A 25948-nucleotide genomic window follows, 5' to 3' on the forward strand; every position below is an offset into this window, starting at 1 on the left:
ACATCGGTCACGATCGCTCCGTTGCCGTGGAGCGCATGAACGCTCCCTCGAAACGATCATCGGCATCCCCCGTGGTGCGCGCAACCGGCAATTTGCATACTGCATGCAATTTGTTCGATATGCATTTGTTTTAAGCCACATACGTCGCCTATTTGGGCATCGCCTTCGGCTCGGGATGGCTAGGATGAGTTGCAAGCAGGAAATCTCTCGTGCAGCAGAAATCCGAACCGAACCCGGGGCGAAAGTCGCCCAAGCTCAAGCGAATGGGACTGCATGAGCGCGCCGCCGCGCGGATGCGGACGATGATCATTCGCGGCGAGCTGCCGCCGGGCTCGCAGACCCAGGAGACGAAGCTGTCGAAGGAGCTCGGCGTATCGCGCACCCCCTTGCGCGAGGCGATGAAGGTGCTGGCGGCGGAAGGGTTGATCGAGCTGCGTCCCAACCGCAGCCCGCGCATTGCCGATATCGCGGTCGACGGCATCTCGGAATTGTTCGAGGCCCTCGCCGGCATCGAGCGGCTCGCCGCCGAGCTTGCCGCGGAGCGCGCCACCGAGCGCGATCTCGCCCGCCTGCGCACGCTGCAGACCCGGATGGAAGGTCATCACCGCAACGGCAAGCTCGACGATTATTTCGCACTCAACGGCGAGATCCACAACACCATCGTCCGCATGGCGCGCAACACGCCGCTGCGCGAGGCGCACGAGACGCTGATCTCCCGCGCCGAGCGCGCGCGCTATCTCGCGCTCGGCGCCGACAGGCGCTGGAGCAATTCGGTCGACGAGCACGCCGACATCCTCGCCGCCCTCGAAGCGCGCGACGGCGAAGCGGCCGGCCGCCTGCTCGGCGCGCATGTCGCGCGCACCGGCACGGCGCTGCTGGAAGTGCTCGCCGCCTCTCAGGCCAAGCGGACGGTGGCATATTCATGAAGCTGCTGCTGCTCAACCCCAACACCAGCACCGAGGTGACGCAGCTGATGCTGGGGGTCGGGCAGCGCGCGGCCTCACCGGGCACCGAGCTGATCCCCTGCACCGCGACCCGCGGCGTGCCCTATATCGCGACCCGCACCGAGGCGCAGATCGGCGGCGCCATCGCGCTGGAAATGCTGGCCGAGCAGCACAGGAAGGTCGACGCCGCGATCATCGCGGCGTTCGGAGATCCCGGCCTGTTCGCCGCGCGCGAGAGCTTCGACATTCCCGTGGTCGGCATGGCGGAGGCGGCGATGCTGACCGCGTGCATGGCTGGACGCCGCTTTGCCATCGTCACCTTCGCTCAGGCGCTAGGGCCCTGGTACGAGGAATGCGTCCGCGCCCACGGCCTGTGGGAGCGCTGCGCCGGCATCCGCATGCTGGATACGCCGTTTCAGGCGATCTCCGAGGTCGGCACCGAGAAGGAAGACGTGCTGGTCGAGCTCGCCCGGCGCGCCATCGTCGAGAACGAGGCCGATGTGCTGATCTTTGCCGGCGCCCCCCTCTCGGGCCTTGCCGAGCGCGTCGCCGACCGGATCCCCGTCCCCGTGGTCGATCAGGTCATGGCGTCAGTGAAGCAAGCCGAGGCGCTGCATGCGCTACGTTTGCGCAAGGCCATTGCGGGTACGTTCCGCCGGCCCGCCGCCAAGCCGACCATGGGCCTTGCCGATGCGCTCGCCGCCCAGCTCGAGCATCGCGACAGCTGATCAGAGAGGCGGCCGGCGATGCGAAAACTCCAGTTCGTTCTCGAGCATGCGGCCGAAGGCAAACAAGCGGGATTCGCATCGCGGCGGCGCGATGATCTGGATGCCGAAGGGCAGCTCATTCACCCCGCGCGGCGCCGGCAAAGTCAGGACCGGGAAACCGACCAGCGACACGATGAAGGTGACGGCGAGATAATCGATCGGCGTCTCGAGCGCGGCCTCATCGATGGCAGTGACGTCGCTGATCTCATTTGGCCAGGGAAAGACCGACGCAGCCGGCGCGACCAGGAAATCGGTAACAGTGAACAGCTCGCGAAAGCTGCGATAGATCGCGGTGCGACGCCGCTCGGCGGTGAGGTAGTCCTGCGCGGAGAGGTTTGCGCCGGCCTCGATGTTCCAGATCACCGTCGGCGTGAGCTCGGCACGCCGCGTCCTCAGCAACTCGCCGTAAGCGTTGGCGATGTGCGCGGCGCGCAGGGTGCGGAAGGTTTCGATCGCGCCGCTGCAATCGGGCGAGGACGGCACGACATCGGCGGCGCGCGCGAGCGCCTCGCAAGCCGCAGCGAAGCGCGCGCGGACCTCGCGCGCAACCGGCGCGACACCGAAATCGGGCGTGACGGCAATCCGGGGACGGCCAGCGATGGGTGGATCATCACCGGCGCTGCCGCGCGAAACCGGATCATCCGCATCGCCTCCAGCGCAGACCGACAACGCGAGTTCGAGATCGTCGACACCGCGGGCAAGGAAGCCGTGGGTTGCCAGCATGTCCCAGCCCAGCGGCCGGCGCGGCGATGCAATACGGCCGGGCGTCGGCCGGATCGAGGCGACGCCGCAGAAACTGGCGGGCGTGCGCACCGAGCCGCCGAAATCGGTGCCATGCGCCAGCGGCACCATGCCGGCTGCGACAGCGACGGCAGAGCCGCCGGACGATCCGCCGGAGGTCAGCGCGGGATCGAACGGGTTGCGCGTCGGTCCGCGCAATCTGTTGGTGCAGACCGCGCCGAAGCCGAACTCCGGCGTGTTGGTCTTGCCCAGAATGATCGCGCCGGCGCGCCGCAGCCGCGCCACAACGAGATCATCCTCGGCCGGGACGTGATCGCGGAACAGCACCGATCCGTAAGTCGTCGCAAGTCCCGCAGTGTCGGTGAGGTCCTTGATTCCTATGGGCACGCCGTGCAGCGGGCCGACCGGCGCGGAGGCCGCATCGCACATCCGCGCAGCGCGGCGGGCGCCGTCCGCATCAACCGTCACGAATGCCGCCAATTGCGGATCGAGGCTCGCAATCCGCGCCAGATGCGCTTCGACGGCCTCACGCGAGGATACTTCGCCCCTCGCAATGGTGCGGGCAAGCTCGGTGGCCGTGAGGTCGCAAATCGATCGGTCCGATGTCATCGGACCACCATGCCAAAGCGCTCGCCGAAAAGCGACAGGTGCGGGCACGAGACTTGCTTTCTCCTTGGGGGCAACGGGAGGCAACACCATGGCTGATGCGCCAAGCGGCCGATCGCTCGTCGTCGACGCGGTCACCCACCGGTATCCGAGTGGCGCGCTTGCGGTCGAGAACATCAATCTCGACATCAAGGGCGGCGAGATCATCGCGCTGCTGGGCCCGTCCGGCTGCGGCAAGACAACGCTCCTGCGTATCATCGCGGGCTTCATCGCGCAGACGCAAGGGAGGATCATCATCGGCGACGACATCGTCGATGCGCTGCCGCCGAACAAGCGCGCGGTCGGCATCGTGTTCCAGAACTACGCGCTGTTTCCTCATCTGTCGATCAGCGAGAACGTCGCCTATGGCCTCGCCGCCCGCGGCATCGACAAGGCGACGCGCCAGCGCGAGGCGCAGCGCCTGCTGGAGCTGGTGCAATTGCCCGCGATGGCCGAGCGGCTGCCGCGGCAGCTCTCCGGTGGCCAGCAGCAGCGCGTGGCGCTCGCCCGCGCGCTCGCGATCAAGCCGTCGATCCTGCTGCTCGACGAACCCTTCGCCGCGCTCGACAAGAATTTGCGGCTGGACATGCAGATCGAGGTCAAGCGGCTGCAGCGCGTCTCCGGCATCACCACGCTGATCGTGACCCACGACCAGGAGGAAGCGCTGTCGATGGCCGATCGTGTCGCCGTGCTGAGCCATGGCAAGCTCGAGCAGTTCGGCTCGCCATCGGACATCTATGACCGTCCGCAGACGCTATTCGTCAACACCTTCGTCGGCTCCACTAACCGCATGCCCGGTGTCGTGGTCTCGGCGGACCGCACTGCTGCCAAGGTGCGTCTCGATGCCGGCGCGGAGATCATCGCACGGCCCGTGGGCGGTGCACTCAGCGAAGGCGGCCGCGTCACCGTCTGCATCCGCCCCGAGCATCTGCAATTCGTCGGCGACGAGACCGGCTTTGCCGGCGTCGTCGGCATGTCGCTGCCGCACGGCGCCACCGTCGTGCACGAGGTCACCACGGCCGACGGGTCCGGCGTCAAGGTTTCTCAGGCGCGCATCGGCGAGACGCGAGCTTTGGAGAACGGCGCGGCGGTGCGCCTCGCACCGCTTGCCCCATCGCTCGCCAATGCCTTTCCCGCAACGATTTAGATCCAGTCCAGAACGCTTTAGATTCAGTCCAGAGGGGAGTTTGACATGATCATGAACCGCAGAAGCCTGCTGACCACGGCACTCACACTCGGGGCCATGAAGGCGTTTCCAGGCCTGAGCTTCGCCCAGGCGCGGCCGCTGGTGTTTGCGACCTTCACCGGAAGCTGGGAGGAAGCGCACAAGGCCGTGCTGGTGCCCGCGTTCCGCAAAGCCAATGCGGATGCCGCGATGGTGCTCGATCCCATGCTCTCGGTCGACCAGATCGCCAAGGTCAACGCGGCGAAAGCAAATCCGCCGATCGACGTCATGCTGCACGATCCCGGCCCCGCCCTCGTCGCCGTCGGCCAGGATCTGGTCGAGCCCTATCCGGTCGAGAAGAGCGCGTACTACAAAGATCTGATCGCCGAGGCGCAGGAGCCGATGGGCCCTGCACCGTTCTTCCAGGTCGTCGGCCTCACCTACAATCCGGAAGCGGTCAAGACGCCGCCAACCTCCTGGGCCGATCTCTGGAAGCCGGAGTTCAAGGGCCGCGTCGGCATCACCAACCTCAACTCGACGCTCGGCACCGGCTGGCTGGTCGAGATCGCCAAGATGCGCGGCGGCTCGGAGGCCAATGTCGATCCCGGCTTCAAGGCGCTGGAGGAGCTCAAGCCCAACCTCGCCGCGGTCGCCGCCAATCCCGGCGCGCTCGCCACCTTGTTCCAGCAGGGCCAGATCGACATCTCGCCCGGCAATTTCAACGCCATCCAGATCCTGAAGGCGCGCGGCGTGCCGGTCGAGTTCGTGGCGCCGAAGGAAGGCGCGATCGCCTTCAAGACCACGATCCACATCGTCAAGAATTCGCCGAACCGCGAGCTCGCCTTCAAGCTGATCGAGGCGGCGCTGACGCCGGAGGTGCAGACCACGCTGATGAACCCGCCCTATCTGATCGTGCCGACCAATTCCAAGGTGACGATGGGCGGCGAGATCGCGCGTGTGCTGGCCAAGGACACGGCCGAGCTGAAGAAGAAGTTCGTGTTCCAGGACTGGAAGAAGATCAACGAGCAGCGCTCGGCCTGGATCGAACGCTTCAACCGCGAGATCAAGATCTGAGCTATGGGCGCAGCGCCGGCATCACGGGACGTGACGTCCTACGGAATGGGATTGGCAGCGCCGCTGGCGTTGTTCTTCCTCATCTTCTTCGTCGCGCCGCTGCTGCAATTGTTCTGGCTCTCGCTGCACAACGACACGGCCGGGCTCCATTGGGGGCTCGGCCAGTACCTGCACTTCCTCAGCGATCCCTTCAGCCTCGGCGTGCTCGGCTCGACCCTGCTGCTGGGCGCCGAGGTGACGGCCGTCTGCCTCGTGCTCGGCTTTCCCATCGCCTGGCTCTATCAGCGGGTCGGGCCAAAGCTTCAGACCATCATCATCCTGATCGTGCTGCTGCCGCTTCTGACCAGCGTCGTGGTCCGCACCTTCGCCTGGATCGTCATCCTGGGGCGCCAAGGCATCATCAATGCAACGCTGCAATCGCTCGGCCTGATCGATACCCCGCTAAAACTGCTCTACACCCAGTTCGGCGTGGTGATCGCGCTGGCGCAGGTGCAGATGCCCTTGATGACGCTGCCGCTGATCACCGCGCTCGGCCGCATCGATCCCAATCTCGACGATGCCTCCTGCTCGCTCGGCGCCGGAAGCTGGCGCACCTTCTTCCGGATCGTGCTGCCGCTGTCGCTGCCGGGCGTCATCGCCGGCTGCACGCTGACCTATGCCGCCGCGATCACCGCCTTCATCACCCAGTCGCTGGTCGGCGGCGGCCAGATGCTGTTCATGCCGATGTATCTCTACCAGCAGGCCTCGACGTTGCAGAACTGGCCGTTCGCGGCCGCGATCTCGATCATCTTCCTGCTCGCCGTGCTCGCGGTCGTCTCGGTCTTCACCACGCTCGGCCGCATGTCGCGCGGCTATGGAGGCGCATGATGAGCGGCCGCAAGCGCACGCTCGAGGCGATCAGCTTCGAGCTCGTCATGATCGTGATCGCGGTGATCGCGCTTCTCATCATCATCGCACCGTCGCTGGTAGTGCTGATCGTCTCCTTCACCAGCGGCTTCTCGCTGCGCTTCCCGCCGCCCGGCTATTCGCTGCGCTGGTACGTCGAGCTGTGGAATGCCTGGCAGCTGCATTTCGCCGCCAAGAACAGCCTGATCGTGGCGCTGTGGGCGACCGGCCTGTCTGTCACCCTCGGCGTCGCCGCGGCGCTCGCGATCTCCCGGTCACGGACGCTGTCGGCACGGCTGCTCGATTCGCTGTTCATGTCGCCGCTGGTGCTCCCCGCCCTCGCCTTCGGCCTCGCCGCGCTGATGCTGTTCTCGCTGGTCGGACTGCCGGTGTCGCCGCTGACGCTGGTGATCGGCCACACCGTGGTCTGCGTGCCCTACGTCGTGCGCAACACGGTCGCAGCGCTCGCCCAGCTCGAGCCGACCCTGCTTGAAAGCTCGGCCGTGCTCGGCGCGAGCCGCCTCTACACCTTTCGCAGGATCGTGCTGCCGCTGATCCGGCCGGGCATCATCGCCGGCGCCTTCATCGCCTTCATGTCGTCCTTCGACAACGTGCCGGTGTCGCTGTTCCTGCGCGATGCCGCCACCGACATGCTGCCGATCCGGATGTGGCAGGATCTCGAAGGCAAGCTGGATGTCACCATCGCCGCGCTGTCGGGCGTGCTGATCATCGCCACCGTCGCGCTGGTCGCACTCATGGAGCGCGTGACCGGCCTGTCGCGTCGCCTGACCAACTGATCAGGCGCCGCGGAACAGCGAATAGCCCCAGCGCGTGAATTTCAGCGGCAGATGAAAATGCTCGTCAACGTTCTTGATGCGAAAGCGGAACGGCGTCACGGTGAGGAAGCCGTCGTGCCCGCCAAAGAACTCGCCGAGATGAAACAGCACCTCGTACTCGCCAGCCGCGACGCCTACGCCTTGCGCGACGGCATGATCGAGCACGCCGTTCGCGCCGAGCCGCCCGTCGGCAATGCGCTGGGACTCCGGATCGATCCGCCAGATCTCGACGCGCAGGCCCTGCGCGGGCCGTCCGCTCGCCACATCGACCGCGTGAATGGAAATACCGCCTGCCACAATGTTCCTCCCATGAGCACGCCGCCATGGTAGACGGAAACACGGCCGCTCGGCCAGCGCCCGCGCTGCTGCCGGCTCTGTTGCCTGCTTTGGGGGCGATGACCGGGCTTCAGGCCCTCGTGGCGCTGGCCTTGTTCGCACCCGGCGTGGTCGCCCCGCGCGCCCATATCGAGGTCTGGCAGCTCTCGATGTTCTCCTGCGCGGTGTTCGCGGTCGGCATCCCCGCCTCGTTCTGGGGCGGCGGCTTCATCGCGCGCGTTGGCTCGCTGCGGATCGCGAGCCTGTGCGCGGCGGCCATCGTCGTCGGCATGGCACTGGCTTCGCTCGGAACGAGCGCCGCCCTGCTGGCCGCAGGCCTCTGCATCGGCCTTGCCATGGGCCCCGAGACGCCGGCGAGCGCAGCGCTGCTGGCGCGGCTCGTGACCGCCGAGCGGCGCGCCTTCGTGTTCTCGGTGCGCCAGACCGGCAACCAGATCGGCGCGGTCTGCGGCTCGCTGGCCCTGCCCGCGATCGCCATCGCGTTCGGACCGGCATGGTGCTATGCGGCCGTAGCTGCCGTGGCGCTGCTGGCGATCTTGCTGTTCGAATGGTTCCGGCCGGCCTATGCCGGCAAGGTCGCCCCGCCGCCGAAGCTCGATCTCCGCGCGCGGCTGGCGCTGGTGATTGCGGACCGGCGGATCGCGATGCTGGCGTTGGCCTCGATGCCGTTCAGTGCGATGCAGGTGTCGCTCAACACGGTCTTCGTCACGCTCGGCACGCGCGAGCTCGGCCTCAGCCATATCGAGGCCGGCATGGCGCTCGCCTGCGCGCAGGCCGGCGGCCTCGTCGGCCGGCTCGGCTGGGGCTATGTCGCCATGCGCCTCGATGCCTCGCGCGCCGTTCTCGTCGTCATCGGCCTCGGCATGGCCTTCTGCGCCGCGCTGCTGGGCCTCAATGGCGCTTCGCTCGGCCGCAACGGGCAATTCGTCGTTGCCGCATTGTTCGGCCTGACGGCGTCGGGCTGGAACGGCGTCTTCGTCGGCGAGATCGCCCGCCTCGCGCCGCAGGAGCGGATCGGCGAGACCACCGGCGCGGTGCTGACCGCATCCTATGTGGGCCTCCTTGCGGCGCCGGCCCTGGTGTCGATCCTGGATGGCGTGGCCAGCCTCGGCATGGCGTTCTTCGCCCTGGCGTGCCTTGCGCTCGGCGGCACATTGGCGTTGATCTGGGGAGGCCATGACAATGCCAGCACATAGCGCCCGCGAGATCGCGCCTGATGTTGCGGCCGGACGGACGAGCGCCGTCGAGACCGCAAAGGACGCGCTGGCGCGGATCGAGGCGGCCAAGGCCTTGAACGCGGTCGTCACGATCGATCCCGAACGCACGCTCGTCGATGCCGCAGCGGTCGATGCTCGCCTGCGCGCCGGCGAGATCATGCCGCTCGCCGGCGTGCCCATCATCGTCAAGGACAACATCTGGGTCGGCGGCTGGCGCGTGACGCAGGGCTCGCGCCTGTTCGCCGACTTCATCGCGCCGCGCGATGCCATCGCGGTCGAGCGGCTGCGCAAGGCTGGTGCCGTCGTCGTCGGCATCGGCGCGACATCCGAGTTCGCCTGCAAGGGCGTCACCACCTCACAGCTATACGGGCCGACGCGACATCCGCTCGATCCCGCACTGACGCCGGGCGGCTCGTCGGGCGGCCCGGCCGCGGCCGTTGCGGCCGGCCTGGTGCCGCTCGCGATCGGCACCGATGCGGGCGGCTCCAGCCGCAGGCCACCGGCCCATGTCGGGGTCGCCGGCTTCAAGCCGTCCTATGGCGCGATCCCCTATGGGCCAGGTTTCGCCGAGCCGTTCTTTGGCCTCTCCGTCATCGCGCCGATCGCATCCGATGCGACCGACATCGCGCTGGCCTTTGAAGCCATGGTCGGCACCGATCCGCGCGATCCGGATTCTGCCGTCGTGGCGCAGCAGGCCAAAGACATCGGCGGTCAGCGCATCGCATTCTCGCCGCGCCTTGGTCTCGACGTCGCGATCGACGACGTCGTCGCGAATGGCCTCGCCGCCGCCGTCGACCGGCTTTCCGCCGCAGGTCTGCGCATCACACGACGCGATCCCGTCTGGCCGGCAGGCGCCGCGGAGGACGCCATCATGCCGCTTCAGCATGCCGGCCTCGCGGCGCTCCATGGCGACACCTTCCGCAAGGATCCGACTGTCTTCGACCCTGACATCGCCAAGCAGATCGAGCGAGGTCTCTCCTGGTCGGGTGCGGAGGTCGCTGCAGCGCTGCTCGCGAGCTCCGCGATCGCCAATGCCTTTGCGGCGTTCTTCGCTGAGGCCGACCTGCTGCTGACACCGACCGTCCCGTGCGTCGCCTGGCCGCTGACGCAGCTCGGCCCGGACATGATCGGTGGAAAAGCCGCAAGCCCGCGGGCCCACGCGGTGTTCACGCCCTTCGTCAATCATGCCCGCCTGCCGGCGATCTCGATTCCGTGCGGAACGGATCAGCGCGGGCTTCCCTTCGGCCTTCAGATCATCGCGGCGCGCGGACAAGACCGCTCGCTGCTCGCAGCCGCGCAAGAGATCGAAGCGATCTTGCGAGCGTAGTGCCTGACGCAAACGGAGACTCCCATGGTTGAGAACGCTCATTCGACAATTCGGCCGCTCGACCCTCGCGACCACTGGTCCGAGCTGTCCCGGGCGGAGCGCGGCGCGGCCTATGACAACAACGCCGCCGTCAAGAACAGCCCGGCCCTGATCGCCGAGCGCAACGAGGCCTCAAGCCGGATGCGGAGCACGCTGAAATCCCATCTCGACCTGCCCTATGGCGAGCGGGCCAACAACAAGATCGACATCTACCCGGCCGCCAAGCCTGATGCGCCCTGCCTGGTGTTCCTGCATGGCGGCTACTGGCAGCGCAATTCGCGCGAGCTGTTCGCCATGCTGGTCGAAGGCGTCGCCGCGCATGGCTGGTCGGTTGCGATCCCCGGCTATTCGCTGGCGCCCGAGGTGTCCCTCACCGACATCGTCGCCGAGATCCCGCGCGCACTCGACTGGCTCGCGGCGCACGGCGCGTCCTACGGCGTTGCCGGACCGGTCGTGCTGTCGGGCTGGTCCGCCGGCGCCCATCTTGCTGCGATGGCGCTGGACCATCCGCGGGTCCATGCGGGGCTGGCGCTCTCGGGCGTCTACGATCTCGCGCCGATCCGCGATACCGGATTGAACGAGGCGCTGAAGCTGACCGACGAGGAGATCGCCACGCTGTCGCCGCTGCGCCTGCCCGTCACCCGGAAGCGCCTCGACATCGCCTATGGCAGCAGCGAGCTGCCGGCGCTCGTTTGCGATTCAATCAATCTCTTCGACAAGCGCGTGGCGGAGGGAGCGCCGGGCAAGCTGATCGCGGTCGAAGGCGCCGACCATTTCACCATTCTCGAGGCGCTGCGCCGGCCGGACGGTGTCCTGGTGGAGGCCGCGCGGCGGCTGCTGGACTAAAACTCGCGAAAACAACCCCATGCACAGTAGCGATGCCGTTGTTTGCAAAGGGACATTTTTCGAAGGCCCATCGACACCGTCGTGACCGCTTTGACTCGTCGGGCAAAACAGGGGCATGATGTCATCATCGCCCCGGCTGCCACTCCTGCAGCTCAATCCAGATTTTCTCGCCCATGATCCGCGCCGGATAAAGCCGCAACGGCGGACTCGGCCATCCCGCGGTGATCGCGCCATCGCGCAAATCGAACGATGCCGCGTGACGCGGGCAATACAGCCTCCCCGTGCTCACCTGTCCCAAGGCCAGATCGGCCTGTTCGTGCGGGCACGCACGTTCGCAGGCGACGACGTTGCCCTCGTTCCAGATCACGAGCAGGTCGCATCCGGGGACGCGGACGATCGTCTCCGCCTTCAGCCGGTCGAGATCGCAGACGGCAATCCACCCGGCGTCGTCAGCCACCGAGATAGGCCTTGCGAACATGCTCGTTCGCGATCAGCTCGGTGCCGGCGCCCGACAGCACGATGCGGCCGTTCTCGAGCAGATAGGCATGGTCGCACATCTCGAGCGCGGCGAAGGCATTCTGCTCCACCAGCAGCACCGTGGTGCCGGCATCGCGAATGCCGCGGATGATCGCAAAGGTTCGCTCGACGATGTTGGGCGCAAGCCCGAGCGAGGGCTCGTCGAACATGATCAGCCGCGGCCGCGACATCAGCGCGCGCCCGATCGCGAGCATCTGCTGCTCGCCGCCCGACAGCGTGCCCGCCGCCTGCCGGCGCCGCTCGGCGAGCCGCGGGAATTCCGTGTAGATGCGGTCGCGGTCGGCCGCGATTTCACCCGAACCACGACGAAGGTAGGCCCCCATGTCGAGATTTTCCTCGACGCTCATATGCGGAAACACCCGCCGCCCTTCCGGGCAATGCGCGATGCCGCTCGCCAGCACGCGCGGCGGCCTCGCGCCGGTGATGTCGATGCCCTCGAATTTCATCTGGCCCGAGCGCGGCGGCACCAGGCCGGAAATCGCGCGCAGCGTCGTGCTCTTGCCGGCGCCGTTGGCGCCGATCAGGGCGACCAGCTGGCCGGCCTTCACGTCGAGCGAGATGCCGCGCAGCGCGGTGACGCCGCCGTAGGTTGAGACCATGTCGCGGATCTCAAGCACGCCCCGCTCCATGTCCGAGATAGGCTTCGATCACGGCGGGATCGTTGCGGATCACTTCCGGTGTCCCTTCGGCGATGATGCGGCCGTAGTTGAGCACCACGATGCGGTCCGAGACCGTCATCACCATCGGCATGTCGTGCTCGACCAGCAGGATGGTGATGCCGCGGTCGCGAATGCTGCGGATCAATTCGACGAAGCGATGGGTTTCCGAGGCGTTCATGCCGGAGACGGGTTCGTCGAGCAGCAACATCGACGGCTCGGCTGCAAGCGCCAGCGCGACGCCAACGAGACGCTGCTCGCCGTAGGACAGCGAGCCAGCTGCATCGTGGGCGCGGCGTTCGAGCCCGACCCATTCGAGCAGCTCGCCTGCCCGCTGCCGCAGCTTACGCTCCGAGGCGCGCGCGCCTGGCAGGCCGAGGATGGCGTCGAGCAGCCGAACCCGACCCTGCCGGTGCAGGCCGATCAGGAGGTTGTCGTAGACGGTGTCGTTCGGGAATACGCTGGTGCGCTGGAAGGTGCGGATCAGGCCTAGATCGGCGATCTCATGCGGCTTCAATCCGGCGAGCGCAGTGTTGCGATAGGTGACGCGGCCCGCGCTCGGCGTCAGGAAGCCGGTCATGACGTTGAAGGCGGTGGTCTTGCCGGCGCCGTTCGGCCCGATCAGGCTGACGATCTCGCCCTCGCCGACGTCAAAGCTCATGTCGGAGATCGCGACCAGTCCGCCGAAGCGCACCGCGACTTGATCGATGGTCATGGCGATGCTGCGCGCCGTCATCAGGCCGACTCCTTGGCGCTGGTTTCACTGAGCGCGACCGGTGCCAGCGCCGTCGTCCCGCTCCGCCGCCGGGTCAACCGCTGCGCCAGCGACGGCACGATGCCGCGCGGCAGCACGAACAGGATCGCGATCAGCACGCCGCCATAGGCGATCCATTGCGCTTCCGGCGCCATCACAGGCCGCAGCGCAACCGGCAAAAGACCGAAGATCAGGCCGCCGACGACGGGCCCCGCCAGCGAGCCCTTGCCGCCGCTGATGACCATGATCACCATGGTGACGGTGTTGATGAAGGCAAACACTTCGGGATCGATGATCCGGATGTAGTGCGCATAGAGGCTGCCGGCCGCACCGGCGATCGCGGCCGAGATCACCGCCGCAATCGTCAGCGTCCTGGTCACGTCGATGCCGACGGAGACGGCGAGCGTTTCATTTTCCATCAATCCGCGCATGGAGCGGCCGAAATGGGAATGAACCAGGCGCGCGATCAGCAGATAGGCGATGAGCGCGACGACCAAGACGAGATAGTAGTTGTGGAATTTCGTGCGCAGCGTCAGCTCGCCGAAGCCGGGCAGCGGCAATGCAAGGGAGGGAATGTTGGTCAGCGCCAGCGGGCCCTGCGTCAGCTCGACCCAGTTCAGCGCAACCAGCCGGACCACCTCGGCAAAGGAGATCGTCACAATGACGAAATAGGCGCCGCGGACGCGGAACGACAACAGGCCGACGAAATAGCCGCACAATCCGGCAATGATGATCGCCAGCACGAAGCCTATGATCGGCGGCCAGGGCGTGTGAACCAGCCGAAAGCCTCCGGGCAAGCCGATGTCGAAACCGAGCGAGGTCAGCGCGCTGACATAGGCGCCGATACCGAAAAAGGCGATGTGGCCGAGGCTGAGCTGGCCGGTGAAGCCGAGCAGCAGATTGAGGCTCATCGCGCCAATGACGAAGATGCCGGTCGTGATCAGCGCGTTGAGCAGATAGGGATCGCGCAGCCAGAGCGGCACCGAGGCCAGCGCCGCGACGGCGAGAATGGTGACGATCGCCCTCATCCGACGCGCTCCGCGCGTGCGAACAGGCCGGTCGGCCGGAAGATCAGCACCGCGATGATGATCAGAAAGCCCATGGCATCGCGATAGCCTGACGAGACGTAGCCGGCGCCGAGCTCTTCGGCCAGCGCCAGGATGAAGCCGCCGATCACCGCACCGGTGATGTTGCCGAGGCCGCCGAGGATGACGATAGCGAAGGCCTTCACTGCGGCAAGGTCCCCCATCTGCGGAAAGATCACGTAGACCGGCCCCAGCAGTGCGCCCGCGGCGGCGGCGAGGCTCGAGCCGATCGCGAAGGTCGAGGTGTAGATCATGTCGACGTTGACGCCCATCAGCGAGGCTGTGTCGTGATCCTGGAACGTCGCCCGCATCGCGCGGCCGAGGCTGGTCTTGTTGATGAGCAGATACGTCACCAGGATCAACATGGCCGCGGCGGCGAGCACGAACAGGCGCAGCCAGGAGACGGAGACCGGCCCGAGCACCAGCGGCGCCTCCGGGAATGGTGTCGTCACCGATTTGGCGACCCCGCCCCAGATCCACAGCGTGCCCGACTGCATCGCGATCCAGGCGCCGATCATCACCAGCATGGTGGTGTCGATGTCGGAGCCGCGCAGCGGACGCAGCAAGGTCAATTCGATCGCCGCACCCAGTAGCCATCCGGCCAGCACGGCGATGGGGAGCGCCAGAAAGAAGTTGAGCCCGAGCTGCTGCACCACGATGAACATGATGTAGGCGCCGAACGTGTAGAGCACGCCGTGCGTGAAGTTCACGACGTTCATGATGCCGAAGATCAAGGTCAGCCCGATGCCCAGCAGCGCATAGGTGCCGCCGAGCACGAGCATGTTGATCAGATGCTGGAGGAATTCGCTCAAGGCTGTTTCCTCTTGGGGAATCCCGCCGCGGAGACACCCTCTCCCCTACCCTCTCCCGCAAGCGGGAGAGGGAGCGCACCTCCTCGTTGCTGCATCGAACCTAATCTCATCGCGCTCTAGAGCGTCTTCATCTCGACTTTGCCGTCGCTGATCTCGATGAGATAGACGTTCGGCTGGCTCTGACCGCTTTCCTTGCCCTCGGGGCCCGACTTGCGGAACACGATGTCGCCGTTCAGCCCCTTGATGTTGATGTTCCAGAGCGCGGCCTTGATCGCGGCGGGCTCGGCCTTGCCGGCCTTCTCGATCGCGGCCGCCACGGTGCGGATGCCGTCATAGCCGCGAAAACTCTCGGTGCAGCCGGCGAACTCGAAGCCGCGCTTCTTCCATTCCGCGATGAAATAGTTGGTGGCTTCCGGGTTCGGCGTCTTGTCCGGGAACCAGGGCAGGAACGTCGTCAGATGCATGGTGCCGTTGGCGGCAGCGCCGGCTTGCGCGATGATCTGGTCCGGGTTCTGCGAGCCGCCGGTGGTGATGATACGCTTCTTCAGGCCGAGCGCAGCGGCCTGCTTGAAGATCAGGGTCAGCTGGTCGACGGCGGTGGTGACGATCACGGTCTCTGAGTCCGAGCTCTTGATCTTGGAGAGCTGCGCGCTCATGTCCTGCGCGCCCTGATCCATGGTCTCGACAAGGCCAATGGTGATGCCCTTGTCCTTCATCATCTTGCTGAAGTCCTCGGCGGTGCCGCGCCCCCAATCGTTGTTGATGACGAGGAAGTCGACCTTCTTGAGCGCGAGCTTGTCGACGATGCCCTTGAACGCGGCCGCCTCCACCGCCGACGGCGGCGAGATGCGGAAGATGAAGGGATTGCCCGTCGTCGTGATCTTGCCGGAGGACGAGGTCTCCACCACCATCGGCGTCTCGTATTCCATCAGCTTCGGCATCACCGCGAGCGTCAGGCTCGAGCCCCAGGCACCCATCAGCACCGGCACCTTGTCGCTGGTGATGAGTTTTTCGGCAACGGCGGCGGCCTCCGTCGGGTTGCTCTTGTTGTCCTCGATGACGAGCTCGATCTTCTTGCCGAGGATGCCGCCCTTGGCGTTGATCTCGTCGGCGGCGATCCTGGCACCGTTGACGACGTAAGTGCCGGACGCGGCGAAAGCGCCGGTGAGCGGCTCGTTGACGCCGATCTTGATGGTCTGCGCCCCCGCGGCGCCGCCGAACAAGGCCGTCGCCAGCGCGATAGCCGGAACCAGTCCGAGTGTTCGTGTCATGCTGTCTCTCCAAATCCCACGCTGTTGATTGTTATGGCAGTCCAGGCTCAGTCCGCGGCGCCGGCGCGCCGATCATTCCGCGCCACCTTTTCGGTTGAAGGCGCGGCCAAACATGCGTGCGAGCCGGGCTCGCAAAACATCCGAGACAATCGACCAGCCACTAAGCTCTGCCGCGGCCGCCTGCCCGGAAGGCATGCCGGACATGTGGCGGTCGAGATTGGCGGCGAAGTCCGCGACCAGGCGGCGGGCGAGATCGCGCACCAAGCCGGGGCGGCCGACCTGCGCCAGCATTCCCGTGAGCGTGTAGCCGATCGACAGCTCGACGGCCGTCGCCGCGCCGTCTTCGCGCGCAAGCAGGCGATAGCGGATCTCACCTTGCGTCGCCGAATGGCTGCGCTGGTCGGAGCCGATGCCGACGATGCGCCCCGACAGCATTGCGGGATCGCGCTCGACGCGCGCGGCCCCCTCGAAGCTTGCTGCGATCGGCCCGAGCCTGACGCGGATCGATCCCTCCACGCGCTCCGGCCTCGGCGGCGATGTCAGCGACACGCCGGGCAGGCAGGCGGCGATGGCTGCGATGTCGTCGAACATCGCAAACACCTTTGCCGGCGGATGCGGCAGTGTGAAGCGCTGGTCGAGCACGGTTGCCGGGGTGAAGTCGGGGATGCTGACCGTCGCGGCGCTCTCCGATGCCGCAACCGGAGCCTGGCGCGCAGGCTGCAGCTCGTTCCGGGCGGTCGCCGCGCGACCAGAGCCGGCAGGACCAAGCACGGTTCGGCCGCCATCCTCCACCGGCGCGACGTTGCGCGCGCGCCTCGCCTCGATCACGGACTGCACCGCGCGCACGATTCCGACATAGCCGGTGCAGCGGCAGAGATTGCCGCTGAGGCCGACGCGAATGCGGCGCTCGTCGGCATCGGGCAGGCGCAGCACCAGGTCGCGCGCCGAGACCAGCATGCCCGGCGTGCAATAGCCGCATTGCAGCGCATGCTCGCGGGTGAAGGCGGCGCGCAGTTCGGTGGTGATCTCGTCCTCGTCGAGGCCTTCGATGGTGGTGACGTCAGCGCCGTCGCAGGCTGCCGCATAGGTGATGCAGGAGCGCGCCGGCACGCCGTCGAGCAGCACGGTGCAGGCGCCGCAGACCCCATGCTCGCAGCCGAGATGGGTGCCGGTGAGATCGAGCTTGTCGCGGACGAAATCGGCAAGGCTGGTGCGCGGCTCGGCCGAGACCTCTACCGCACGCCGGTTGACCTGAAGCGCGATCGTGGTCATGCCGCGGCCTCCTGGACGGCACGCTTCAGCACACTGACGTGGATGTGGCGCTGCGCGGCATCGTCGATGCCGGCGCTTGCGAGCAGAGCATCGGCGGCACGGACATCGAAACGTTGCTTGTAGTCGGCGGCGATCCGGCCGCCGAACAGCGCGGCCACATCGGTCATGACGATCGGCGCCGTGTCGATCGCACCGATCACGACACGAGCGGTCGCGCCGGCGGGATCGACCAGCACCGCGCCGATCGCATGGGCGAACTCGCCGGTCTTGCGGCAGCTTTTGGCATAACCCCAATGGGACGAAGCCGTGCGCGCCGGCACATGGACCGCCTCGACGATCTCGCCGGCGTGCAGCGCGGATTCCAGCGCACCGACCACAAACGCTTCGACCGCCATCGATCGCGCACCGGCAAGGCTGCGCAGCATCACCCGCGCGCCTAAGGCCGCCAGCGCTGAAATCCAGTCCGCGGCAGGATCGGCGTGGCTGAGCGAGCCGCCGATCGTGCCGCGGTTGCGCACCGCGCGATAGGCGATGTTGGCGGCGACTGCCCGCATCGCGCCGCGGGTCACATCGGCCGTGCGGCCGTCCTCGATATCGGCATGGGTGACGAGCGCGCCGAGCACCAACTCGCCGCCGGAGACTTCTGCACGCTTGAGCTCGGCCAGGCCGGAGATGTCGATGATGAGCTCCGGCTGCACCAGCCGCAGATTGAGCATCGGCCCGAGCGACTGGCCGCCGGCGATAATCTTTGCCGATCCGCTATTTGCGGCGAGCATCGACAGTGCCGCATTAAGGTCGCGCGGGCGCTCGTAGGCGAAGGGCGCCGGTTTCATGCCGCGCTCCTCTCAGCCGCACGCGCAGCCAGCACGGCCGCGACGATCCGATGCGGTGTGATCGGCGACTGCATCAGCTCGACGCCGAGCGGGCGCAGCGCGTCGTTGACGGCATTGGCGATCGCGGCCGGCGGCGCAATCGCACCGCCCTCGCCGATGCCCTTGACGCCGAACTGCGTGTAAGGCGACGGCGTCTCCATGTGGTCGAGGCGCGCGGCCGGGACCTCGGTCGGGCCGGGCAGCAGGTAGTCGGCGAGCGTCGTCGCCAAGGGCTGGCCGGAGGCATCGAACGGCATTTCCTCGTAGAGCGCGGTGCCGATGCCCTGTGCCAGGCCGCCATAGATCTGGCCGTCGACGACGAGCGGATTGACCAGCACGCCGCCGTCCTCGACGATCACGTAGTCGAGGATCTCGACCTCGCCGAGATCGGGATCAACCGCGACGACGGCGGCATGCGCGGCATAGCTGAAGGTGCCGCTGTCGCGCACGGGCTTGTAGCCTTGCGTCACCTCCAGCCCGCCGGGATCGACGTCTGCCGGCAAATCCTGTGGGCGGCGGTACCAGGTGTGGGCGATCGCCTTCAGGCTGACGCTGCCGTTGACGCCGCGCACCTCGCCGTTCTGCAACACCACGGCGGCCGGATCGTGCTGCAATAGTTTAGCGCCGATGCGGCGCGCACGTTCGCCGAGCTCGCGGCAGGCGGTCGCGACCGCACCACCCGCCATCACCATCGAGCGCGAGCCCCAGGTGCCGGTCGAATAGGGCGTCATCGCGGTGTCGCCGAGGATGATGCGGATGTTCGCGACATCCACGCCGAGGATTTCATGCGCGACCTGGGCGAGCGTGGTCTCCATGCCCTGCCCGTGCGAGTGCACGCCGACGCGCAGTTCGAGGCCGCCGTCCGGCGTCATCCGGGCCGAGGCCTGCTCGTGGCCCGGCACCATCGGGATGCCCCAGCCGGAATAGACCGAGGTGCCGTGCGCGGCCTGCTCGCAATAGATGGAGACGCCGACGCCGATGCGGCGGCCGTCGGCCTCGCCCTGCTTTTGCCTGGCGCGGATGGCGTCGATCTCGATGGCCGCGAGCGCGCGGCGCATCGCTTCCGGATAATCGCCGCTGTCGAAATGCTTCCTGGTGATATTGTCGAACGGCATCTGCTCGGGGCGCACCAGATTGCGCAGCCGCACCTCGCCGGGCTCGAGACCGGCTTCCGCCGCTACGAGGTCCAGCATCAATTCCAGCGCAAAGCAGACGCCGGTGCGCGCGACGCCGCGATACGGCAAAATCGGGCATTTGTTGGTGGCGACCGAGAAGGTGCGGCAGCGATAAGCCGGCATCTTGTAGGGACCGGGCAAAATGCTCGCGACCTGCGCGGCTTCGAGACAGGCCGAGAACGGATAGGACGAATAGGCGCCGGAATCCACGGTCGCCTCGCAATCGATACCGCGCAGCGTGCCGTCGCTGTCAGCATAGACCGTGATCTTGTAATGATGCTCGCGGCAATTGGAGCTGGCGACGAGGTGCTCGCGGCGGTCTTCCAGCCAGCGCACCGGATGGCCGCAGCGCATTGTCAGCCAGGACAGGCAGACCTCTTCGGGCAGCAGAATGCCCTTGTGACCGAAACCGCCGCCCACATCGGGCGAGATCACGCGGATCTGGCCCTCCTCCATGCCGAGGCATTCGGCAAGGCCGCTGCGCGTAATGTGCGGCATCTGTGCCGCCGAGTGCAGCGTGAGCTGGTCGAGCCTCTTGTCGAAGGTCGCGACCACGCCGCGGCCTTCCAGCGGCGACATGCATTGCCGCGCGGTCGAGATCTCGCGCGTCACCTTGATCGGCGCGTCGAGCGCGGCGGAGATGTCGACTTCGTAGTTGGTCTCCAGGAAGACGTTGTCGCCCCAATGCTCGTGCACCAGCGCCGAGCCGGGCTCGCGCGCCTTCAGCATGTCATGGATGGCCGGCAGCTCCTCCAGATCGAGCGTCACGGAAGCCGCGATGTCCTCGGCCTCGGCGCGCGTCGGCGCGAGGCACATCGCGACGAGCTCGCCGACCTGGCGCACCTTGCCGGTCGCCAGCACCGGCTGCTCGGAGATCTTGAAGCCCGGAAGTCCCGACACCGCGCGGATCGGCTTGATGCCGACGAGATCGGCTGCCGTGAACACACTGCCGCGATGGCGTTCGGGCACATGGATGCCGCGGATGCGCGCATGCGCCAGCGGGCTGCGCACGAAGGCGACGTCCTGAAGGCCGGCGAGCCTGACGTCGCCGACATACTGGCCGCGACCGCGCATCAGGCGGTCGTCTTCCTTGCGCGGCAGCCGCGCGCCCACGCCCTGCCCGGTCTTTCCGTGCGGAAACTCTCGCTCGTTGCGCACCCGCGCGCCCTCCTTCACGGCCCGGCCTTATGCCGCGACGGCCTGCGGCAGGATCGGCGCGACCGCGTCGAAGCGCGTGCCGGCGCGCAGGCAGAAGGCCGGCTGCAGCAGGCGCTCGGCGATCACCTCATTCTTCTCGTTGTCCTTGAGGACGAAGCGGCCATTCTGCTCGGTGAGCACGGAGACGTCGGCGTCCATGCCGACCTTGAGCGCGCCGATCTCCCCGCTGCGGCCGAGCATTTTGGCCGGATTGGAGGTGACCATCGGCACCACCTGCTCCAGCGACAGGCCGAGCGCCATCATCGAGCTCATCGCCTGGACCAGGCTGAACTTGGCCTGGCCGGCGAAGGGATGGTTCTCGTCGTCCTCGTGCTGGTCCGGCGTTCCCGCCGGCGCGGGCACATGGGTGTTGTAGCCGTGGATGTCGGCGCCGAGCGTGGTCGGAATGATGCCGGCGGCGATCGCCTTCTTCGCAAGCCGATAGGAGAAGTGGCTGCCATGGCCGACATCGACCTTGAGGCCGCGGTCCAGCGCGGCCTGGATCACCGGGTGCACCTCGCCCTCCCGGTTGACGAAGCCGCCGGGATGGCGCGTGAAGGGATGAGCAAGGATGTCGCCCTCGCGCAAGAGCGGGATCACGCGGGTGAGGATGGTGTCGGCATCCTCGCCATTGGCGCCGCTCTCGGGCAGGCCCCAGAGCTGGCCGAAATGCACATAGACCGGCAGGTCGGCGCGCTTGCCGATCTCGGCTGCCATCTCGATGACGCGAATGCCCCAGCGCGCGAAGCCGCCGATCTCGGCATGGGCCTTGATGCCGCGCACGAGATCGAGATTGGCGGTCGCCGCCTTGACGGTGGCATCGATGTCGACGCCGTCGGGGCTGTAGAGCTGCGGATAGAAATGTCCCTCGAGGCCGCCGACGAGATAGGCGGAGATAAACGCATAGACGCGCGAGGCCGAGGCTTCCGCGATGAAATGGCGGAAGCCCGGCAGCGTCATGCAGGACGGACCGCCCTGATCGACCAGCGTCGTCACGCCGGACTGCACGCCGACCATGTCGGGGTTCATGCCGAAGCGGCCGGAGACATATTGATAGACGTGGGCGTGGGTGTCGATCAGCCCAGGCAGCACGAGCTTGCCGCTGACATCGACGATCTCCTTCGCGCTGGTCGGCAGAATGTCGGATGCGACCGCCGCGACCTTGCCATTGCGGATGGCGACGTCCTTGAGGCCATCGACGCCGGAGGCCGGACAGATCACGCGGCCACCTCGCAGCAGAAGATCGAAGCTGGCAGTGACGGACATGGCGCTCTCCTTGGCTCTTGCGCAGGCGGTTGCCCCGCTCTCGAATTACGAAGCATGCTTCGCATTTGGATAAAAGCAAGCTTCGTGCCATGATCCTGTTGTGGCGAGCGCGTTCGAATCGAGCTAAGCGCGAAGGGTTTGGGGTTGGGAGAGCGTGCATTGCGGCAAGCCAGGAAAAGTCGCAGCGGGGGCAAGCACCGCCCCTGGCCATTGTCGGAACGGCCCGGCTATCTGATCCGGCGCTTGCATCAGATTCACGTTGCGCTGTTTCAGGAAGCCTGCGGCGAATTCGAGGTCACGCCGCTGCAATACAGCCTGCTCTCGGCGCTGGCGGTGCGCGAAACCGCCGATCAGACCACTTTGGCGGCCGATATCGCGCTCGATCGCACCACGACGACAGGCGCATTGAAGCGGCTCGCCGCACGGAACCTGGTCGAGCGCGCGGTGAACAAGGACGATCGGCGCGCGCGATTGTGCCGCCTGACGCCCGCCGGCGCCGCGCTGCTGATCAGAATCGAGGGCGCAGCACGGCGGGCGCATCGCGCCACGCTCGGCGATTTGAGCCAGCGGGAACAGGCGCTCTTCATCGAGATGATGCAGCGCATCGTGGCCGGCAATCCCAGTCGCGACAGCGCCGCTGCCCTATTCGACTAGAGGCGGTTGCTGCGCTTTTGAGTTGGGCTGCTCAATTTATCATCGTACCGCTGCCCGGCCGTGCATCGATCGCGACCATCAGGCGTCAGGTCGGGTGTGACGCAGCACGTCGGCGCGTCAGCATCGCCCGCGCTTGAAAACGCAGTCGCATCCGAGGCGAGCCTCGTTGCATCCGGCATCCAAACGTGCCTTGGCCGGCCGCTCCGCAACCCATGGCACGATTTATGCTGCGATGATGCGAAGCGTGCTTCGTATTGGGGGATGTCATGACGGATTCCGAACTTCGCGCTGATATTCACAGCATCGAGCCAATTCCCGACGCGGACCGGGACTCGACCGGGCCGCAGCAGATGTGGATCTGGGCCGGCGCCAACATCGCGCCGGTGAACTGGGCGCTCGGTGCGCTCGGCATCATCCTCAAGCTCGGCCTGATGGAGACGATCGCGGTCATCGTGGTCGGCAACATCGTGGGCTGCGCAATCTTCGCCACCTTCACGGTGATGGGGCACAAGACCGGCGTCAACCAGATGGTGCTGAGCCGGTCCGCCTTCGGCGTCCGCGGCGCCTACCTGCCGAGCATCCTGATGTTCCTGATGACGCTGGGCTGGATCGGCGTCAACACCTACTTCCCGGTCAAGGTCTCGATGGGCATCCTCGGCCAGTTCGGCGTGCCCGACACCTGGCTGGTCGAGATGATCGTCATCACGCTGGTGATGGCGGTGCAGGTGCTGATCGGCGTCTACGGCTTCTACGCGATCCGCACCTTCGAGAAATACACGGTGCCGCCGACCATCGCCATCATGGTGCTGATGAGCGTGCTGGCGTGGACGCGGCCCGGCGTCGTCAACTGGAGCCTGACCACCTCGCTGCCACCCGGCGCGCATCTGGCGATGCTGACGCTGCTGATGACCGCAATCGGCGTCGGCTGGGGAATTTCCTGGGTGACCTGGGCCTCCGACTATTCGCGCTTCGTGCCGCGCTCGACGCCGTCGAAAGCCGTGTTCTGGTACAGCTATGTCGGCATGTTCGTGCCGACGGTGTGGCTCGGCATCCTCGGCGCCACCATCGCCTCGACGACGCTGGACACCGATCCTGCCAAGATGGTGAGCGCGGTGTTCGGCGGCCCGGTCAGCATCCTCGTGCTCTTGATGGTGCTGCACGGCCCGATCGCCACCAACATCCTCAACGTCTATTCGGCGACCTTGGCGGCGCTGAGCGCGGGGCTGAAACTCTCGCGCTTCTGGCTTACCGTCATCGTCGGCATCGCCGGCTATCTGGGCACCCTCTACTTCATCTTCGCGCCGTCCTTTGCGAAGGCGTTCGACAATTGGATGATCAGCCTGCTGTTGTGGATGAGCCCGTGGGCCGGCGTGGTGCTCGCCGACTTCTTCATCAAGCGCAAGGGCAAGATCGAGGTGGCCGAGCTCTATCGCTCGCCGGAGACCAGCGCCTATGGCGATATCAACTGGGCCGGCATGATCGCGTTCTTCGCCGGCCTCGTTGCCGGATGGCTGGTGCAGGACGGCCTCGTCGGCGCGCTGCAGGGACCGATCTCGATCAATCTGCTCGGCGGTGCCGATCTCAGCTGGCTGTTCGGGATCGGTGTGGCCGGCCTCGTCTACCTCGGGCTCGGCAAGTTCGCGACCTCGCCCACACCGGCCGTCGCGAGCCGGGCCGGCGGATAGCCCGCTGACCTCGTCTCTCGTCAGCGCTTCCGTCCAAGCCTCACCATCATGTCGCCGGGCCCAAGCCCTCCGGCGACATGAGGTCGCAATCGCCACAGCTCTCGCCATCGACCAGCGAGGGCATCTGGAGTTCGTGGTCGGCGAAATTGGCGACGATCTGCAGCACGTCGCCCTGCTTGGTCTGCCAGCGTACATCCACGCCGCCCATGCGGGGATCGGTGCCCAGCAGCTGTCGCTGCGCCGAAACGAACCCGCGTTTGATCAGCGGCACGATCTTCTCGCGCCGCATCGTCAATAGCTGCGCCGTCAGCGCCCGGAACCTTGTGCCGGACGGCGACTGGTCGATGCCGGTCCAGTCCAGCCTGGAGGCGAGGAAGGTTTTTTCGTCGCACGGGTCGGGGATCCCGGCGCGCGTTTCGGGCGCCGCGAACGCCTCGAAGTGCGAAAACTCCTTGCGGCGGCCCTCCCGTGTCAATTCGGCAGCTTCGCCCGTCCAGTCGGCGAAGAACAGGAAGGGCGTTTCGACTGCCGCTTCCTCGCCCATGAACAGCATCGGAATATGCGGACTGAGCAGAACCAGGGCGAGGGCCAGCTCCAGTCTGTCCGGACCGACCAACCGGGACAGCCGCTCGCCGAAGGCGCGGTTGCCGACCTGGTCGTGGTTCTGGGCGAAGAAGATGGTCGCTTCGGGCGGCAGGTGCGCGCTCGGCTCGCCGCGCGGCGCCCGGTGCAGGGGAAAGACCTCGCCCTGATAGGCAAAGCCCTCGGTCAGGGATCGCGCGAGATGTTGGAGCGGCGTGTCTGCAAAAGCCCGGTAATAGCCTTCGTCCTCGCCGGTGAGCAGGACGTGGAGCGCGTTGTGGAAATCGTCACCCCATTGCGCGTCGTAGTACGTCGCGCGTCCCTGTGACCGCGCGAGCAGGTGCGCCTGATTGGCCTCGTTCTCCAGCATCAGATGAACGCGCCGGCCCGCCAGCTGACTGCGCAGGGTCTCGGCGAGCTCGACCAGGAAATGACGCTTCGAATCGTCCTTCAGCGCATGAACGGCATCGAACCGCAGTCCGTCGAACCCATAGTCGCGCAGCCACATCAGGGCATTCTCGATCAGAAATCCGCGCACGAACGCACCGTCGGCTCCTTCGAGGTTGACGGCGGGGCCCCATCCAGTGGTGTGGCGCGGATTGAAGAAATTCTCCGCATAGAGATGCAGATAGTTCAGCTGCGGCCCGAAATGGTTATAGACGACGTCGAGATAGACCATGATGTCGAGCGCATGCGCGGCCCGCAGCAGCCGCTTGAGATCCTCCGGCCGGCCGTAGCGGGCATTCGGCGCGTTCAGGAGCACGCCGTCATAGCCCCAATTGTGCCGTCCGGGGACGTCGTTGAGCGGCATCAGCTCGATGGCGGTGATGCCGAGATCGCGAAGATAGGGCAACTTCTTCTCGACGCCGGCATAGGTCCCCTCGTCGCTGAACGTGCCGACATGCAGCTCGTAGATCACGGCTTCCGCCCAGGGACGGCCCGGATAGAGCACCGAGTCCCTCAACGCGGCCGTATCGATCACCTCGCTCGGCGCGCCGACGTCGTCCGGCTGGAAGCACGAGGCTGGATCAGGGACGAGGAGATCTTCGTCGATCCTGAACTGATAGCGCGTGCCGGCGCGCGCGGTCCGGCTGAGCAGCTGACACCAGCCGTCCGCATCGCGCGGCATCTTCCGTGGCGGCTGGCCGATTTCGAGCAGCTCGACGGATCGCGCCGTCGGCGCCCACAAGTTGAACGAGACCCCTTGATCGACGATCTGAGGACCATGGCGCCGACTTTGCTCGGCCTTTCCCAGTCTTTGATTCAAGCCCGTCGCCTTTCGCCGCATGCCCCCTCGGCACGCTCCAA

Annotated in this window: 24 protein-coding genes; 11 read left to right on the forward strand and 13 right to left on the reverse strand. The window is 66.7% G+C overall.

All coding sequences use genetic code 11. The annotated features are described in order from the left end of the window. Positions 1-209: 209 nt before the first annotated feature. Both ACNJYA_RS24355 and ACNJYA_RS24360 read left to right on the forward strand, forming a co-directional pair. Complete coding sequence (locus ACNJYA_RS24355; protein WP_439400837.1) at positions 210-926, forward strand: GntR family transcriptional regulator; 717 nt, start codon at positions 210-212, stop codon at positions 924-926. After that, on the forward strand, positions 923-1672 hold the full coding sequence (locus ACNJYA_RS24360) for an aspartate/glutamate racemase family protein (protein ID WP_439400838.1): 750 nt from the start codon (positions 923-925) through the stop codon (positions 1670-1672). Before ACNJYA_RS24355 ends, ACNJYA_RS24360 begins: the two co-directional genes overlap by 4 nt. Here the strand turns inward: ACNJYA_RS24360 and ACNJYA_RS24365 are convergent, their stop codons facing one another. After that, positions 1673-3061: an amidase gene (locus ACNJYA_RS24365; protein ID WP_439400839.1), complete on the reverse strand. Its 1389-nt coding sequence runs from the start codon at positions 3059-3061 to the stop codon at positions 1673-1675. It lies immediately after the preceding gene. Positions 3062-3149: 88 nt separating this feature from the next. Between ACNJYA_RS24365 and ACNJYA_RS24370 the strand changes: the two genes are divergently transcribed. The 4 genes from ACNJYA_RS24370 to ACNJYA_RS24385 are packed head-to-tail and all read left to right on the forward strand — an operon-like array spanning position 3150 to position 7018. Beyond that, entirely contained in the window at positions 3150-4244 is a 1095-nt protein-coding gene (locus tag ACNJYA_RS24370; protein WP_439400840.1) for an ABC transporter ATP-binding protein, read from the forward strand. A 45-nt stretch (positions 4245-4289) separates the two neighbouring features. Then, positions 4290-5336, forward strand: a complete 1047-nt coding sequence (locus ACNJYA_RS24375) for an ABC transporter substrate-binding protein (RefSeq protein ID WP_260383117.1) — start codon at positions 4290-4292, stop codon at positions 5334-5336. A gap of 3 nt (positions 5337-5339) precedes the next feature. After that, positions 5340-6203, forward strand: coding sequence for an ABC transporter permease (locus ACNJYA_RS24380; protein ID WP_439400841.1), 864 nt, complete (start codon positions 5340-5342; stop codon positions 6201-6203). Then, on the forward strand, positions 6203-7018 hold the full coding sequence (locus ACNJYA_RS24385) for an ABC transporter permease (protein WP_439400842.1): 816 nt from the start codon (positions 6203-6205) through the stop codon (positions 7016-7018). The genes ACNJYA_RS24380 and ACNJYA_RS24385 overlap by 1 nt, the downstream gene beginning before the upstream one ends. On the opposite strand, the gene ACNJYA_RS24390 is transcribed toward ACNJYA_RS24385, so the two are convergent. After that, on the reverse strand, positions 7019-7354 hold the full coding sequence (locus ACNJYA_RS24390) for a hydroxyisourate hydrolase (RefSeq protein WP_439363573.1): 336 nt from the start codon (positions 7352-7354) through the stop codon (positions 7019-7021). Positions 7355-7380: 26 nt separating this feature from the next. On the opposite strand from ACNJYA_RS24390, the gene ACNJYA_RS24395 reads away from it, so the two are divergent. From ACNJYA_RS24395 to ACNJYA_RS24405, 3 genes are read left to right on the forward strand one after another with little or no spacing between them, the layout of a single operon-like run. Beyond that, positions 7381-8589, forward strand: a complete 1209-nt coding sequence (locus tag ACNJYA_RS24395; protein WP_439400843.1) for an MFS transporter — start codon at positions 7381-7383, stop codon at positions 8587-8589. Beyond that, positions 8570-9937, forward strand: a complete 1368-nt coding sequence (locus tag ACNJYA_RS24400) for an amidase (RefSeq protein ID WP_439363575.1) — start codon at positions 8570-8572, stop codon at positions 9935-9937. Before ACNJYA_RS24395 ends, ACNJYA_RS24400 begins: the two co-directional genes overlap by 20 nt. 24 nt (positions 9938-9961) lie before the next feature. After that, entirely contained in the window at positions 9962-10822 is an 861-nt protein-coding gene (locus ACNJYA_RS24405) for an alpha/beta fold hydrolase (RefSeq protein ID WP_439363576.1), read from the forward strand. Between the two features lie 124 nt (positions 10823-10946). Here the strand turns inward: ACNJYA_RS24405 and ACNJYA_RS24410 are convergent, their stop codons facing one another. The 10 genes from ACNJYA_RS24410 to ACNJYA_RS24455 all read right to left on the reverse strand — a co-directional run bounded on the left by ACNJYA_RS24410 (position 10947) and on the right by ACNJYA_RS24455 (position 21719). Beyond that, positions 10947-11279, reverse strand: coding sequence for a Rieske (2Fe-2S) protein (locus ACNJYA_RS24410; protein WP_439363577.1), 333 nt, complete (start codon positions 11277-11279; stop codon positions 10947-10949). Further along, positions 11272-11976 carry an ABC transporter ATP-binding protein gene (locus ACNJYA_RS24415; protein WP_439363578.1) on the reverse strand — a complete coding sequence of 235 codons (705 nt, stop codon included), beginning with the start codon at positions 11974-11976 and terminating at the stop codon, positions 11272-11274. The genes ACNJYA_RS24410 and ACNJYA_RS24415 overlap by 8 nt, the downstream gene beginning before the upstream one ends. Next, a complete protein-coding gene (locus ACNJYA_RS24420; RefSeq protein WP_439363579.1) occupies positions 11969-12751 on the reverse strand; it encodes an ABC transporter ATP-binding protein in 783 nt (260 codons plus the stop codon). The genes ACNJYA_RS24415 and ACNJYA_RS24420 overlap by 8 nt, the downstream gene beginning before the upstream one ends. Continuing rightward, positions 12751-13797 (reverse strand): branched-chain amino acid ABC transporter permease, encoded by a 1047-nt coding sequence (locus tag ACNJYA_RS24425; RefSeq protein WP_439363580.1) that lies wholly within the window; start codon positions 13795-13797, stop codon positions 12751-12753. Before ACNJYA_RS24425 ends, ACNJYA_RS24420 begins: the two co-directional genes overlap by 1 nt. Next, positions 13794-14666: a branched-chain amino acid ABC transporter permease gene (locus ACNJYA_RS24430; protein WP_439363581.1), complete on the reverse strand. Its 873-nt coding sequence runs from the start codon at positions 14664-14666 to the stop codon at positions 13794-13796. Before ACNJYA_RS24430 ends, ACNJYA_RS24425 begins: the two co-directional genes overlap by 4 nt. A 116-nt stretch (positions 14667-14782) precedes the next feature. Next, positions 14783-15937, reverse strand: a complete 1155-nt coding sequence (locus ACNJYA_RS24435; RefSeq protein ID WP_260383108.1) for an ABC transporter substrate-binding protein — start codon at positions 15935-15937, stop codon at positions 14783-14785. A 72-nt stretch (positions 15938-16009) separates the two neighbouring features. Continuing rightward, complete coding sequence (locus ACNJYA_RS24440; RefSeq protein ID WP_439363582.1) at positions 16010-17209, reverse strand: xanthine dehydrogenase family Fe-S subunit; 1200 nt, start codon at positions 17207-17209, stop codon at positions 16010-16012. After that, positions 17206-18042, reverse strand: a complete 837-nt coding sequence (locus tag ACNJYA_RS24445) for an FAD binding domain-containing protein (protein ID WP_439363583.1) — start codon at positions 18040-18042, stop codon at positions 17206-17208. The genes ACNJYA_RS24440 and ACNJYA_RS24445 overlap by 4 nt, the downstream gene beginning before the upstream one ends. Beyond that, complete coding sequence (locus ACNJYA_RS24450; RefSeq protein ID WP_439363584.1) at positions 18039-20432, reverse strand: xanthine dehydrogenase family protein molybdopterin-binding subunit; 2394 nt, start codon at positions 20430-20432, stop codon at positions 18039-18041. Before ACNJYA_RS24450 ends, ACNJYA_RS24445 begins: the two co-directional genes overlap by 4 nt. 9 nt (positions 20433-20441) lie before the next feature. Beyond that, on the reverse strand, positions 20442-21719 hold the full coding sequence (locus ACNJYA_RS24455) for an amidohydrolase/deacetylase family metallohydrolase (protein ID WP_212256665.1): 1278 nt from the start codon (positions 21717-21719) through the stop codon (positions 20442-20444). A gap of 210 nt (positions 21720-21929) precedes the next feature. On the opposite strand from ACNJYA_RS24455, the gene ACNJYA_RS24460 reads away from it, so the two are divergent. Beyond that, positions 21930-22373, forward strand: coding sequence for a MarR family winged helix-turn-helix transcriptional regulator (locus ACNJYA_RS24460; RefSeq protein WP_172784470.1), 444 nt, complete (start codon positions 21930-21932; stop codon positions 22371-22373). A gap of 266 nt (positions 22374-22639) precedes the next feature. Continuing rightward, on the forward strand, positions 22640-24058 hold the full coding sequence (locus tag ACNJYA_RS24465; protein WP_439363586.1) for a cytosine permease: 1419 nt from the start codon (positions 22640-22642) through the stop codon (positions 24056-24058). A gap of 46 nt (positions 24059-24104) precedes the next feature. Here ACNJYA_RS24465 and treZ read toward each other — a convergent pair whose 3' ends face one another. Further along, on the reverse strand, positions 24105-25829 hold the full coding sequence (treZ, locus tag ACNJYA_RS24470) for a malto-oligosyltrehalose trehalohydrolase (protein WP_439400844.1): 1725 nt from the start codon (positions 25827-25829) through the stop codon (positions 24105-24107). Positions 25830-25948 lie beyond the last annotated feature (119 nt).

Origin of the sequence: Bradyrhizobium sp. BLXBL-01 (assembly GCF_051853025.1) — a bacterium.
Taxonomy (GTDB): domain Bacteria; phylum Pseudomonadota; class Alphaproteobacteria; order Rhizobiales; family Xanthobacteraceae; genus Bradyrhizobium.

Coding starts and splice junctions, on each gene's coding strand:
- ACNJYA_RS24445 (WP_439363583.1), bottom strand. CDS start 18,042: ATGAAACCGGCGCCCTTCGCCTACGAGCGCCCGCGCGACCTTAATGCG.
- ACNJYA_RS24440 (WP_439363582.1), bottom strand. CDS start 17,209: ATGACCACGATCGCGCTTCAGGTCAACCGGCGTGCGGTAGAGGTCTCG.
- ACNJYA_RS24370 (WP_439400840.1), top strand. CDS start 3,150: ATGGCTGATGCGCCAAGCGGCCGATCGCTCGTCGTCGACGCGGTCACC.
- ACNJYA_RS24395 (WP_439400843.1), top strand. CDS start 7,381: ATGGTAGACGGAAACACGGCCGCTCGGCCAGCGCCCGCGCTGCTGCCG.
- ACNJYA_RS24380 (WP_439400841.1), top strand. CDS start 5,340: ATGGGCGCAGCGCCGGCATCACGGGACGTGACGTCCTACGGAATGGGA.
- ACNJYA_RS24365 (WP_439400839.1), bottom strand. CDS start 3,061: ATGACATCGGACCGATCGATTTGCGACCTCACGGCCACCGAGCTTGCC.
- ACNJYA_RS24465 (WP_439363586.1), top strand. CDS start 22,640: ATGACGGATTCCGAACTTCGCGCTGATATTCACAGCATCGAGCCAATT.
- ACNJYA_RS24400 (WP_439363575.1), top strand. CDS start 8,570: ATGACAATGCCAGCACATAGCGCCCGCGAGATCGCGCCTGATGTTGCG.
- ACNJYA_RS24360 (WP_439400838.1), top strand. CDS start 923: ATGAAGCTGCTGCTGCTCAACCCCAACACCAGCACCGAGGTGACGCAG.
- ACNJYA_RS24405 (WP_439363576.1), top strand. CDS start 9,962: ATGGTTGAGAACGCTCATTCGACAATTCGGCCGCTCGACCCTCGCGAC.
- ACNJYA_RS24385 (WP_439400842.1), top strand. CDS start 6,203: ATGAGCGGCCGCAAGCGCACGCTCGAGGCGATCAGCTTCGAGCTCGTC.
- ACNJYA_RS24420 (WP_439363579.1), bottom strand. CDS start 12,751: ATGACGGCGCGCAGCATCGCCATGACCATCGATCAAGTCGCGGTGCGC.
- ACNJYA_RS24425 (WP_439363580.1), bottom strand. CDS start 13,797: ATGAGGGCGATCGTCACCATTCTCGCCGTCGCGGCGCTGGCCTCGGTG.
- ACNJYA_RS24435 (WP_260383108.1), bottom strand. CDS start 15,937: ATGACACGAACACTCGGACTGGTTCCGGCTATCGCGCTGGCGACGGCC.
- ACNJYA_RS24375 (WP_260383117.1), top strand. CDS start 4,290: ATGATCATGAACCGCAGAAGCCTGCTGACCACGGCACTCACACTCGGG.
- ACNJYA_RS24455 (WP_212256665.1), bottom strand. CDS start 21,719: ATGTCCGTCACTGCCAGCTTCGATCTTCTGCTGCGAGGTGGCCGCGTG.